Genomic DNA, 13,402 nt, shown 5'->3' on the forward strand with positions numbered 1-13,402 from the left:
CCGTAAGCTCACAGCAAAGAAAAAACAGCTCTATGGAGAATACCAGAAGGCACGACGGGATATGCAGGAGATCGTCACAATCAAGGCGAACATTGACACTCTGATGGGCTACACCGAGCCGGGAAGAAAGCAGGAAAAGGAGCGTTAAGGTTATGAAAATAAGGAGCAAAGCGACGCTGACACTTCGGGCCATGTTGGCCCGAAGATATGGGTTTGGGGCGAGCCCCAACAAGCAGCCTTTGTGCCACTTGTGGCCACAGAGGCATTGCTTGCCATTTAGCTATTTAGCAATATACTGCAAAAAAGATTATTGAGTTTATACAACATCTATTGTTTTACGCAATACCTCCTTAAAATATCTATATTAAGAAAATTCGCCACAAATTTTCGGTGATTTATCAATCGCTTTTCGAGTTTTTATATGTTTATGCAAAAAGAATGATATTTTTTTTATATCAACAAGTTCTCTTTCTTTTTATCGTTTTAACTCAAACATCAAAACACAAAACTTGAATACCCGGTTTTTATATCAGAAAAATATACGATATATGTTGATAATTAACAATTTATTAAGTTTTATTTACCATTTTTAGATTATATTGCATATATAGGGATTCTGTGGTATACTACAGTTAGTTATAAAAAGCTCATAACCGATTAGTAAAGGGAGGGATACCATTGGGGCTATAGAGGAGGAGAATTTGAGAGAATAGTGCCTTACATAATGGTGGGCGCTAAAAAATCTGAGTTTGTTACTATGGTAAAGTCTCAAGGAGGTCATTTATAAAGAAAGGTTTGAAAAAGGCATTGGGTCTGTTGGTAGCGCTGAGTCTCATGGTAGTTGGTAGCGCATTTAGTGCTCTTGCTGCTGATTCTCCAGAACAGAGACAAACATTCAGTGTCGATCTGAATAATTTTGACGAAAGCCAGCCCTATTCGGAAACATTACATTTCGAGAAGGACGGTCAGCCGGTAACAGTGACACTTAGCTATACGCCTCCTTTAACTCGTGATCCTGCTACTGAAGGAACGTGGAAATCGGATGCATTTTGGGGTGTCGCAGGTATGGATTACAGATTTGACTTATCAAAGAGTGGTAGCCAGTGGAAAATTTCTAATGCACGTGATTTAAATACCTACTGTGTTGGCGGAACGGTTGAAGATGAAAGTTTAGCCATTGGCCGCGCAACATCTACCTCAAGCAAAGCGGCCGAAGTGACTGGCTCTATGAGAGCAAATGTAGTCGGCGGAGTAGGAACACTTTCTTTCGCTTTAAGAACGGAAGTTTTTAATGGAGAAGTTTCTACCGTATTAAATTAAGAATAATATAAGTAGAGTCCTATTCAAAAAGGTGTTGATGTAAATATGTCGGCAATGTCTATATTTTTTCTAGTTGTATGCTCCGTCCTTGGACTTGGTGTTTTATACTGTATAGCTCGAATTATAGGATGGCTATTCAATCAGATAAAAAATAATGCTGATTAAGTGAAAGCAATTATACAATTTAAAAGGGTTGTTGCAAAGAGAAAAGTAATGTTCTGTATATGGTAGATTTAATAATTGACATATACTATATATAGTAAATTGAGTCTGTTTTGTAACAACCTTTTTAAAAGAAAATTTTTAGTAACAATTAGATAGAGTAGAGGTACGTTAACCATTAACATATCCTCTACTCTATTTTTTTATTTTTGCCTCCTATCTACGACAAATTTTGCAAAAAATACATTATATGATAATAAAAGAACTACGAGATTTTTACGCGGAGGTTGCTAATAACATGAGTTAGATTATTGAGAAAAAATAGATGAAGCAACGCCCCTTTTGCTTTACCTCCTCCTAGATGGGAGGAGTTTTATTCCAATTTAAACTTTTTTAAGGCTCAAACAAGCTGTTATTTGTTTGAGCTTTTTTTATGTTCGACACCTTATTTCAGGATTTGCTATCGAAACAGAGCCAGTCTTGAGATAAGCTGTCGAGGCTTTTTTAGAACGAGTAGCCATCTTTACTATTTTATAGATTTTTCACTGTTATTTTTTGAAAATTTCAGAAATTTCAGCCTACATATACGCTCCCCGCCGCTTCTGTTTTGTTGTCCATCCATCACAAAACAAAGCGGAGGTTCAATATGGCTATTATAAATTTACGGGACTATTACCCTTTTTATACGTCAGACTACTTTATGGAAGTACCAGAAGATGTTGTTGAAATGTTCAAGGAGTTTGACCGGAAGGAAGCCGCTTACCGTCTGCGTACATACCGGCACAAAGCCTATTACTCCCTGGATCGGAATGATGGAATTGAGCATGAGGCGCTTTTCGTTGCGTTCTCTCCCTATGAACTGTATGAGCGTAAAGTGACGATACAAGAACTCTATACCGCCATCTCACGACTGCCCGACAAACAGGCAAAGCGCATTTACGCTCATTTCATTCTCGGCTTGACGAAACAAGACATTGCCCGGGCCGAGGGTGTGGATGAAAAGGTCGTGCGGCTCGCCATTGAGCGCGGCCTTCGGAACTTGGAAAAAATTTTAAAAAAATTTTTATAAGGTGTACCGATTTCGCCTCAAAAATGAAATGGCTTATGAGAGGCAGTCAAAGCCTCGGGCCACATTGGCCCGAAGCGGGACACGCCTCACGCAGATTGAAAACTGAATAAAAGATAGACGGATACGAAGGGTGCTTGTGTCCAGTGACAGGCCCGCCATGACCTCTATTTTTACACTAGAGAGAGCGACCAGGCCCATGCCGTAGGCAGACTGTGGCAGGTCTGCCGGACAAAACACAAAACCCGGATACTTGCGATTAGTCACAATCCGAGCGTGCAGCGGTGTTGCGAACCGTGAGCCGTCGCAGGTAATGAGATCGCCTTGCCATCAGAATGGGGAGAGCTGAAATGCTATGGGACAAAAAGCCAACTGTCCGTCCGGTCTATCTGAAAAAACTTTCTAACCTGTGGGGCCCTTCCTCTATTACTGTCTGATGATAGGGCAACCGTTCTGGCTGGGCCCCATATTTTTCTATGAACAGGAGAATTTTATGAAGGAAAATATATCTAGTCCAGAATTAACGCTGAATATATGGAGTAATGACGCCTGCCGGGGCTATGTGATTATGGCCATGCAGGACTGTGGATTCACCCATAAAGATATTAGCCGTGTAGTAAATCAGCTTTATGGAGTGTTTGACTTATACACACTCAACGAGGCTGAACAGAAATATTATAACGGCGATTATTAGCTTCGGGCCAACGTGGCCCGAGGCTGGGGAAAGCTCAAAGGGCAGTTCCTTCCAGGGAGCCGCTTTTTTAGGTTTCCCCAGCAGACAAGAGGGAAGCTGGCCGCTGTTCATCCGTACTGAAAAGTGGAGGTTTTCGATGGTTCAATCTGTTACATACCAAAGCGAAAAACAATCCGTATATTTTCAAGGGAAACTTATCGTATTGGAAAATCTAATTCCGGTACTATCCCCGGATGAAAAGAACAAGCGAAAAAGAGAAATCGAAAATCACTTATATGATGTGTTCAGTAAATACACGGACAGATTTTACTAATCAACCGCAACATTGTTGTCCGGGGCTGCCTATGGTATAATATAATTGTAAGGTTGGTAGCTCCATTCCATACGGAAGGAGCCCAATATGGACATTATCAGAGAAGATTGTATATACGCGAGACAGTCGGTAGACCGTAAGGACAGTATCAGCATTGAAAGCCAGATTGATTTTTGTAAGTATGAGCTGAAAGGCGGAAGCTGTAAAGTATTCAAGGATAAAGGCTATTCCGGGAAGAATACGGACAGGCCGGAGTTTCAAAAGCTGTTAGGAGAAATCCGAAAGGGCCGGGTGCGGCGGGTAATCGTTTATAAGCTGGACAGAATCAGCCGTTCCATTCTGGACTTTGCAAACATGATGGAGCTGTTCCAGGAATATGACGTGGAGTTTGTTTCGTCCACAGAAAAGTTCGACACCTCAACCCCAATGGGGCGGGCCATGCTGAATATTTGTATCGTATTCGCACAGCTTGAACGTGAGACAATCCAGAAACGCGTCACGGACGCTTACTACTCCCGGTGCCTGAAAGGTTTTCACATGAGCGGACAGGCCCCCTATGGTTATCAGTTGGAGCCGACAGTGGTTGAAGGTATCCGCACAAAAAAGATGGTGGCAGACCCCGAAACTTCCCAATATGTAAAGCTCATGTTTGAAATGTATTCCGAGCCGGAAACGTCTTTTGGTGACATTACACGGTACTTTGAGGAACAGAACATCAAAGTTTACGGTAAATCGCTATTCCGTACCTTTATTTCACAGCTTTTAAGAAATCCTGTTTACGCACAAGCAGATTTAGAACTCTACGAATTTTTTAAAAGCCAGGGGGCGGCTATTGTCAATGACGCTTCCGATTTTGCCGGAACCAATGGCTGTTATCTCTATCAGGGCCGGGACGTGAAGGAGGATAAAGACAGGAGCCTGAAAGACCAGATACTTGTAATCGCTCCACATGAAGCGCTCATACCGTCTGATGTATGGCTGAAATGCAGGAAGAAGCTAATGACAAATAAGAGTTTTCAACAAGGACGTAAGCCGAAAAATACATGGCTTGCCGGAAAAGTTAAATGCGGGTGTTGCGGATATGCCTTAAAGGCAACACACGTTCCGAACAGCGAAGGCTATTTTCGCTGTAGTAAACGGACTGAAAATAAAGGCTGCCCGGGCTGTGGTAAAATCCGTAAATCTGAATTTGAGGAATTTATTTTCAGTGCTATGCGGGCGAGATTTAAAAATTTTCAAGTCCGCCATAGCCGGGAGGAAAAAGTCAATCCCAAACTGACCGCCCATCAAATTGAACTGGCGCAAGTTGAAGCCGAGATTGAAAAACTACTTGATACGCTAACCGGAGCCAACGCAACACTTCTTGCCTATGCTAACAAAAAAATTGAAGAACTGGACACTCGCCGCCAGACCATTTCAAAGGAGATTGCGGAAATGTCCATTGAAACAATGTCACCCCAAAAGGAGCAGGAACTCTCTTATTACCTCGACCATTGGGACAGCATTGAATTTGACGACAAAAGGAAAGCCGTTGACGGCCTGATTATTTCAATCAGCGCAACTAGCGACCACGTTCAAGTAGAGTGGAAAATCTAAGCTCTAACTTCTGGATTATCCCACTCTACTTACTTTCAAATCTATCTTTTCTTTTTAATCTTGTTTGTACCCCTTGTACACCGTTGCTTTCAATTGATTATAAACAGTGCTTATCTCAGTCAGATAGGACTTCTGTCTTTTTTAAAGCAGTACGTAATCATAAGATATCTCCATCAGTGACAAACATCACACGCTAAGCACTATGTTTATTCAACTTGAATTGTTTCATTGACACTTTATCATTATAAAGAAATTGGCCAGGAGCACAAAGCATCCTGGCCACTGACGTAAATCTTAAATTAATTTCAATCCACGGGATATAAAACCCCAGGACTTCATTATATCTAAAACCTTTAAATATGACAATACAAAATTTTACATCGTCATATTATTTTCCGTCTTCCAACCAGCCGTCTCCATACTCTGTACACTCTATGTACAAATATTTTCTGATCCTTTTAGAGCATATACGCCTCGCTCATCTCCTCTCTCTGCAGTCCGGTCTTCTCATCATAAATTTCATCGATATCTGCAATATACCAATCGATTCCTACCTTCTCCCGATTTCTTCCAAGCCGTACATGCAGCTGATGACAATGCATTTTTATAAATTCTGCTTTCTTTCCATTCATATATCGGTTGACGCGGAAATCCGGGCATAATGCCATTTGTTTCCTGGTAATGCAGTAATCCTGCGCTCTGATTGTTTTGAGCAAAGACTCAAATTCTTCCCTTTTTGCAGCGTATGGCACAATTACCGTGCATTGGCCGGTCGAATCGATCAGTTTATATTCATCGCACATTTTCTTTACATCAAGCTTTTTGCAGGCCTCTCTGATTTCACTCCTGTCAGCTCCCGTACTTGTGTCCTGACCGTAAAGCTCCGAATAATATTCATCCATTAGCTCAATATCATTCAGATTCAATTCTTGATGACGCTCTGCAAGCGCTCTTGTTCGACATGCCTCTGTATAATAAGCACTGCTAGGAAATCCATATACATTCGTATCTTTCAGCATAAAGATCACAAATTCACCATACCTTTTTCCGTTTCGATTGATTCTTCCCGCCGTCTGTATTATGGATGACAGAGGTGCATACTCACGTACTCCTGTCGGAAAATCAATATCAACACCTGCCTCAATACATTGTGTACTTACCAGATAGCATTCCTGTCCCTGATCCAGCATTGCTTTAACTTTCCGGATCACCGTCTTTTTGTGTTCCGTACATAAATCCGAGGACAAATAAAACACTGTTGATCCTTCCTTTACATCTTTCAATATTTTATACATAGAAAGCGCTTTTCCAACGGTGTTGAAAACAAAAAGTACTTGCTTTTTATCCTGCGCATACTCACGCAGATCCTGAAAGTCTATCTCTTCTTTTCTCACGATTATTTTCGTTTTTTTGATCTTGTCATAATCACAGTAGAGTGTTTTTACATTCTTTATGACCTCTGTCATTTGAAATCCATCCGGTATTTCCCTTCGATACTGATATTTGGGGAAGGTCGCAGTCGATAATAAAACGCTCACATTAAAATGATCAACTAATGCCTTCAATGTCATGATCGTGCAACTTGTCAGATCGTGTGGAAGGACCTGACATTCGTCAAAAACCACAGCAGAATTTGCTATCTGATGTAATTTTCTGGACGGAGCTGCATAGTCTGTAAACAGTGTTTCAAAGAATTTTACACTTGTTGTGATAATAATCGGCGCGTTCCAACGATCAACCATTCGCTGCGCCGCTTCATTATATTTTGTGTCGCTGTCATCTTCAAAAACAATGTTATCACCAAATGCTTTTCGATAGACGTCCGCATTTTGTGAGATGATCGAAAGATACGGCAAAACAACAAAAATCCGTTTATATCCGTTCACTTTTGCCTGTTCCAACGCAAAGCGCATTAACGCTAATGTCTTAGCGGTTCCTGTAGGAGCCGTCATCGAATAAAATCCCCTCCCGAGTTTCCCTGCTGCTTCAGCATCATTATAAACTTTATTTCTAAGGCGATTGATTTCAAGAGAAGGATCCGCATTTGCAAGGATCTTGTTCCGATAGGCATTCAAATCTCCAATACACTTATCAGCGTTCAATATTTTATCTTCTTCCAGTTCAATATCATCACAAAACTTAGCTGTTGCTGTATAATCAGCATCGACCAGACTGGAAAAAATCATTCTGGCATACAACATCTTTGCATATTCGTCCATTGTCTCTAACGGGAGATAGTCCGTTTTTTCAATATGACCTACCAATTTATTATCTTCCGCATATTGCGCGACAGCTTCATACTCCTTCAAAGATGCCAACGCGTTTACCTTTCCATCTCCGTCCGGCATATCAAATTCATCCGCTTCCGGAAGCTGGTACATCTCTTCCAGATCATATTTTCGCGAAAACGATTCCCCCATTCTCGAATGATGCCCCTTGATCGCAGCGCATATGATCAAATGCATCATTCGATCTTCAATATATCGTCTTTTTTCATTTTCCAAAAAACACTCATTATGCAGATATTCAGCGCCAACAATCGCATGGTTAACCTTACTTTCCATTCTTTCCAATACTCTGGAAAATTTTACTGTCCGCTTTCCTATGTCATGAACGTTTCCAATTGTTTTTGTGATTTTGGAACTTTCAAAGTCAGCTCCAAATGTTTCCGCCAGATCTCCAACCAAGCGAAGGTGATCTTCCAATGGCTCATTGCCATGTGACGATGTGTGAGCATAAAATACTTTTTCCTCACGTTTGTTCTCTTTTTCCATGTTCTTCACCCCTCAGATAATATATCTATGCTTTACAATGACCTTCTCCATCACCCCACCACAAACCCCGAGAAATCAATCATACTCCCCAGCGTATTCCCCAGCGGCGTCGGGTCCATCGCTTCTTTGACTTTGCGGAGAGTCTTCTCGAAGAGATCACGGTCGCGGAAGACGTGGAGGAGGTCGGCGGTGTTTCTGGCGTCGTCGAGGGCGTCGTGCTGTCTGCCGGAGGAATCGATTCCGGCCATGTCGAGGGCGAGTTCCAGGGAGATCCGTCTTTCGAATCCGATGTGCGCATCGAATTCATTCTGGAAATCGGTCCACTCGGTGTCGATCAGGCCGTGTTCTTCGTCGGAAAGCTCGTATTCTTTTAAGAGGATCTCTTTTACGACCTGGTTGTAGTCAGAGTCACTCCAGGCATAGATCGTGACCTCGTCTCCGGTTCCCAGGCACCAATTTGTGAACATCCGGAATGCTTCCCTGAATACCGGTGCATTCGCTACCATCACGTCTGTGATCCCGGTCAGATTCCGGATCTCCGCCGCGATCTTATCGTTGTATTCCGGTTTTACATATGTACGGAAGTTCCCGATCTCCTGCAGGTTTTCATCCAGCATGACGGCTCCGATCTCTATGATCTCGCTTTTGCAGATTTTTCTCGCTTCTGAGCTGCGCGCGATCTTGTTCATCTCCAGGTCGATTACAATATGTTTCATAAACGTTTCCTCCTGTACTCTGTATTTTCATTCCATTTGTTTCTATATACCATCAGTAATTTCATAGCGCCAGACATGGTTTGCAATCTTCTCCGCTGTTTTTCTAATCATCCCCCAGCTCATCCAGCGCATCATCGACGCCATCCGCGTAGTCGCTGTCTCTGGCATAACGGTCATCGTCGTAATCCCCGTCCATATAGACGTCATCATATCCGTCATCGTAGGAATCCGCTGTGCTTTTTCTGTAGCTGCTGGTTCCATAAGAACTTTTCGGCTTGCTGTAGGAAGAAGAGCTTCTGGATGCTGCAGAGCTGCTGCCGGAAGTACTGCTGCTTTTATAGCTGGATGATCCGGATGAGCTGCTTCCCGATGACTTTCCGTAGGACGAGGACGAACTGCTGCCCGAACTCCCCGACGAGTAAGAACTTGTATAAGATCTTCGGTACGGTTTGTGGAGATAACAGTAACTGCTCTCCGGTGCCCGCTTGTTGCTGCACCCGGTCACGATACATTTCGGTTCTGCCGCGTCGCTGACAGCTCCGATAAAACAGAGAAGTCCGATGATCGTACATAAGCCTGCTAAAAATCCTCCAAATGTCATATTTCTCATATAGATCCCCCTTTTCCTAATTCCGGATATTCCTGTGGATGATGCCGCAACCTGTTCCATGTGTTTTTTTCTTCGGTTTAAGTATTCTGCCTGCATCTTTCCTGTTTGACATTTTTATTATATCATTTCACCTGTCCTTTAAATATCCCACGTATCCTGAATTTTCGTTCTCATCTCTCTGCTCCTGCCCCACTCCTTATTTTCGCTCTCCATCTGAAGTATGATTTTATTATATCTGTCTGTCCTCACATTTTTTGGACAGGTCCTCCTGGATAAAAATTTCATTGCTATTTCCTCTGCATCAAAAAAAGCAGGAGCCGCCAAGTGCCCCTGCTTCCCATCTTTTATATTCTGTTTTTATGACTGATTTCCCTGGTACTGGTCGCTTCCGAATCCGAGGATCATTGAGAAGATCGGCTGGAGGAGGAAAAGTCCTACGCCAAAGCCGAAACCGTGTCCAAATGCTTTGGAAACATGCTGTTTTTCCTTGAAATCAATTACAAGGTAAGCAATCGTGCAAATCAGACCACCGAGGAACATCAGGGCGCTTGTCCCTGTGTTTTCGAGAAAGATATCTGCGAGAACTCCTAGTCCGATGTAAGTCCACGCGAGCTGCGGTTTCCACATCAGCTTATACTCCGTATAAACATTGTAGAACGGGATCAGGGATTTCCAGCCCGGTTCTCCGGCCTTTGAAAAGATCTTCCAGTTTGCGATCATATAGAAGATATAATAGATCAGCCGTAAGGTTGAATAGATTCCCAGGATCCCTCCGATCACGGTTGCACCTGCTAACATTGTCATATCTGTTTCCATGTGTCATCCACTTTTCTTCTTTTGAAGATTTAATATTTGCCGTTCGCAGGAAATCCGCAAGTAGATTTCTGACTCTTTTTTTATGATATCATACAGATGGATACAAAACGGACACTGTCAGAAATTATACATACCACACATCTTCATTCGTCGCAGAGATCGCATCGACACCGGCCTCGAATGCCGCCATCACATCCTTTTTATCAGACAGAAGCCCGCCGGCAATCAGAGGAATATCGGTATACTCCCGCATGATCTTTAAGATCTTCGGCATTACACCCGGCATGATCTCGACCGCGTCCGGGCGGAACAGCTCGATCTGTTTTTTCAGGGTATTTAAGGCGATGGAATCCACCACAAAGGTTCTCTGAATCGCAAACAGACCAATCTCCTTCGCGTATTCCACAAGCACGTTCTTCGTGCTGATGATTCCATCCGCCTTCGTATTGTGGGCAATAAAATCAACCGCCACCTTTTTTGTGCTGAGTCCTTGGATCATATCTACATGGACGATCGCGATCTTTCCGGCAGCTTTGATCTTCGCCACGATCGCATCGATGTCGCAGATCGTCCCAAACAGTACGAATACGACCTTACATTCTGATTTCAGGCTGTGTTCCAGTCCTTCCTGGCTCTTGACCGCCGCAATGATCGGAGATTCCTCCAATAATTCTAGCATTGTCATTTCTTCTCCTCCGGCTTTCTTCTACAGATTCAGAAAGCCTTTTCCTCCCTCATTTTTCTGAGCAGTTCTCCCATCTCTTTTAACCCTGTAAAAATGGCATCCGGAACGACGTCGGATTTCGGCACATCTTCCAGCTTTGTTTCTCCGGTCAGAACCAGGATCCCGTGTGCACCGTTTACCACGCCGGTCTTTACATCCGTATAGATCCGGTCTCCGACAAAGGAAACTTCCTCACGATTCGCACCAGTCAGCTCCAGGACCATGTCCACCGTCTCGCGGAACGGTTTTCCGACGTACTTCGGCTCCTTTCCCGTCGACAGAGAAATCGCCGCGCACATGGCGCCGCAGTCCGGGATAAATCCATCCTTTGTCGGACAGTTGATATCCAGATGGGTTGCAAGGAATACTGCGCCGTTCCGGATATATGTGCAGGCTCGTTCCAGCTTCTCATACGTCAATGTCATATCAAAGCCGAACACTACCACGTCCGGCATTTCTTTCGTCAGATGGATCCCGTTTTCAAGGAAATTTGCCTCAAGGTCCGGCGTTCCCACAAGGTAGACTTTTTGTCCGGGATAATACTCTTTCAGATACTGGATCATCACATCTCCGGACGTGATGATCTGATCTCTGCTAATATAACACCCCATTTTTGCAAGTTTGTCAATATATGTTTTCGGTGATTTTGATGAATTATTTGTAAAAAAGACATATCGCTTTCCGGCTTTCTTCACCTCTTCCAGAAAATCCAGCGCTCCGTCAATCACATCGGTATCCAGATAAAATGTTCCGTCCATATCCAGGACAAAAAGTTCTGTTTCCTTCAAAATCTCACGTTTCGTCATGTTCTTCTCCTTGTCGTTTTCCAGGACCGGTGCAGCCCATTCTCTTCCCTCTATTTTACATCATCTGATCCGCGAATGCAAATCCTGCTCCCCTACAGGCAGAAAGGAGGCAGCAGACAAATACGATCTGTCTGTACTGCCTCTGTCATCGTTGCCCCCGCACCGGCGGTTAGTCTTTTATGCCTGCTCTACATTTTTGCCCGCGACAACCGCCACTCCGGTTCCGGCACAGTCCGCGAGGATCACGTCTCCGATATGCACCGGTGCTTTTACTTTTGCGGCATGGATCTCCTTCATACATTCAAAAATGCTGCCCTTCGGAATGTCGGATGCGGTCTTGACGGATACACGTTCGATCGTTCCGCCTTCTACTCTCACAGTCGAGGTCACGATCCGGGTCGGGTTGGTCACTTCCTTTTTCGCATAGGCTTCCCCGCGCGGACATGTATTGCCCTCAACCTTGATCTCGTTTTCTCCCATCGTCACAGTGAGCTGGCAGCCCAGCGGACATCCGATACATGTCAGTTCTCTTACTTCCATCACTCATCCACCTCCGTGCAAATGGTTATCTCTCTCAGATCCGGATACTGTTCCAGGCTTTCCTTTGTCAGGAATACCTGTTCCATCTCCCCGGGCGCCAGCACTTTCTTTTTCCGGCGGCTGATACATGTTCCGTCATAATAAACACAGATGCTGCGTCCTTTGTATACATCCGCTACGCGGAAGCGCACCGTCAGTCTGTCTGCCATCGCACCGATGTCGATCGACTGCGGCACGGTATAGCGGACGCCATTCTCGGCTTTGATCGTCACGGTATGACCTTTTTTCGTCTCACCGGACATGATATAACGGGCCGCATTCTGCCCGGCAAGTGCCGCTTCCTCTGAAACATAGTCGACAAGATCATGCACATGGAGGACGTTTCCGCAGGCAAACACACCCTCGATCCCGGTTTCCAGCCGATCATTGACCATAGGCCCCGATGTGACCGGATTCATGGTGACGCCCATGTTTCTCGTCAGTTCATTTTCCGGGATCAGGCCGCAGGATAACAGAAGTGTATCACAGCTGTAATATTCTTCCGTCCCGGCGATCGGTTTTCTGTCCGATCCTACTTTCGCCAGGGTAATCCCGGTCACGCGCTCTTTTCCGTCAATTTTGACAACGGTGTGGCTCAGCTTTAACGGAATTCCGAAATCGTCAAGACACTGCACGATATTTCTCTTTAAGCCTCCGGAATACGGCATCAGTTCCGCCACGACCTTGACTTTCGCCCCTTCGAGCGTCATACGGCGCGCCATGATCAGCCCGATATCCCCGGAGCCGAGGATCACGACTTCTTTTCCGACCATATGTCCCTCGATGTTCATGAGGCGCTGTGCCGTTCCGGCGGTGTAGATGCCTGCCGGGCGGTAGCCCGGGATATTTAAGGCGCCTCTCGGGCGCTCTCTGCAGCCCATTGCAAGGATGATCGCCTTTGCCTTGATGATCTCCAATCCTTCGCTCCGGCTCACAACGATGATCTCTTTTTCCTGATGGATATCCATGACCATGCTGTTTAAGCGGTACGGGATTTCAAGTTTCTTTACTTCTTCCTCGTAGCGGGCCGCATATTCCGGTCCGGTCAGCTCTTCCTTGAAGGTATGAAGGCCGAACCCATTGTGAATGCACTGATTTAAGATGCCGCCCAGCACACTGTCGCGCTCCAGGATCAGAATGTCATCCACTCCGCTCTTTTTTGCTGCCGCCGCTGCCGCAAGTCCTGCAGGACCGCCGCCGATAATTACAATGTCATGCTGAATCAT

The 13,402-nt window shown here is 44.5% G+C and carries 13 protein-coding genes; 4 read left to right on the forward strand and 9 right to left on the reverse strand.

Features of this window, described 5'->3' with window-relative positions:
- The first annotated feature begins 795 nt into the window (after positions 1-795).
- From V2546_RS12090 to V2546_RS12105, 4 genes are all read left to right on the forward strand, one after another.
- Complete coding sequence (locus V2546_RS12090; RefSeq protein ID WP_329752443.1) at positions 796-1,320, forward strand: hypothetical protein; 525 nt, start codon at positions 796-798, stop codon at positions 1,318-1,320.
- A gap of 808 nt (positions 1,321-2,128) precedes the next feature.
- Complete coding sequence (locus V2546_RS12095) at positions 2,129-2,551, forward strand: RNA polymerase sigma factor (RefSeq protein WP_107001170.1); 423 nt, start codon at positions 2,129-2,131, stop codon at positions 2,549-2,551.
- A gap of 490 nt (positions 2,552-3,041) precedes the next feature.
- Complete coding sequence (locus V2546_RS12100) at positions 3,042-3,242, forward strand: hypothetical protein (RefSeq protein ID WP_107001169.1); 201 nt, start codon at positions 3,042-3,044, stop codon at positions 3,240-3,242.
- Between the two features lie 400 nt (positions 3,243-3,642).
- A complete protein-coding gene (locus V2546_RS12105; RefSeq protein WP_107001168.1) occupies positions 3,643-5,151 on the forward strand; it encodes a recombinase family protein in 1,509 nt (502 codons plus the stop codon).
- A gap of 458 nt (positions 5,152-5,609) precedes the next feature.
- Here the strand turns inward: V2546_RS12105 and cas3 are convergent, their stop codons facing one another.
- The 9 genes from cas3 to V2546_RS12150 form a co-directional block, all read right to left on the reverse strand.
- Positions 5,610-7,925 (reverse strand): CRISPR-associated helicase Cas3', encoded by a 2,316-nt coding sequence (gene cas3 / locus V2546_RS12110; protein ID WP_329752444.1) that lies wholly within the window; start codon positions 7,923-7,925, stop codon positions 5,610-5,612.
- 50 nt (positions 7,926-7,975) lie between these two features.
- Positions 7,976-8,641 carry a 3'-5' exonuclease gene (locus tag V2546_RS12115; protein WP_329752445.1) on the reverse strand — a complete coding sequence of 222 codons (666 nt, stop codon included), beginning with the start codon at positions 8,639-8,641 and terminating at the stop codon, positions 7,976-7,978.
- A gap of 103 nt (positions 8,642-8,744) precedes the next feature.
- The gene (locus V2546_RS12120; protein ID WP_329752446.1) at positions 8,745-9,251 is read right to left on the reverse strand and encodes a hypothetical protein; all 507 of its coding nucleotides are present in this window, start codon (positions 9,249-9,251) and stop codon (positions 8,745-8,747) included.
- Positions 9,252-9,389: 138 nt separating this feature from the next.
- Positions 9,390-9,536 (reverse strand): hypothetical protein, encoded by a 147-nt coding sequence (locus V2546_RS12125; RefSeq protein WP_215702516.1) that lies wholly within the window; start codon positions 9,534-9,536, stop codon positions 9,390-9,392.
- A 72-nt stretch (positions 9,537-9,608) separates the two neighbouring features.
- Positions 9,609-10,067, reverse strand: a complete 459-nt coding sequence (locus tag V2546_RS12130) for a DUF5684 domain-containing protein (protein ID WP_329752447.1) — start codon at positions 10,065-10,067, stop codon at positions 9,609-9,611.
- Positions 10,068-10,191: 124 nt separating this feature from the next.
- Complete coding sequence (locus tag V2546_RS12135; RefSeq protein WP_486463588.1) at positions 10,192-10,746, reverse strand: glycerol-3-phosphate responsive antiterminator; 555 nt, start codon at positions 10,744-10,746, stop codon at positions 10,192-10,194.
- 35 nt (positions 10,747-10,781) lie between these two features.
- The gene (locus tag V2546_RS12140; RefSeq protein ID WP_118532088.1) at positions 10,782-11,597 is read right to left on the reverse strand and encodes an HAD-IIA family hydrolase; all 816 of its coding nucleotides are present in this window, start codon (positions 11,595-11,597) and stop codon (positions 10,782-10,784) included.
- Positions 11,598-11,774: 177 nt separating this feature from the next.
- A complete protein-coding gene (locus V2546_RS12145) occupies positions 11,775-12,137 on the reverse strand; it encodes a DUF1667 domain-containing protein (protein ID WP_118532086.1) in 363 nt (120 codons plus the stop codon).
- Positions 12,137-13,402: an NAD(P)/FAD-dependent oxidoreductase gene (locus V2546_RS12150; RefSeq protein WP_329752449.1), complete on the reverse strand. Its 1,266-nt coding sequence runs from the start codon at positions 13,400-13,402 to the stop codon at positions 12,137-12,139. The genes V2546_RS12145 and V2546_RS12150 overlap by 1 nt, the downstream gene beginning before the upstream one ends.

The organism is Clostridium sp. CM74B_53 (genome assembly GCF_036318045.1).
Taxonomy (GTDB): domain Bacteria; phylum Bacillota; class Clostridia; order Lachnospirales; family Lachnospiraceae; genus Pilosibacter.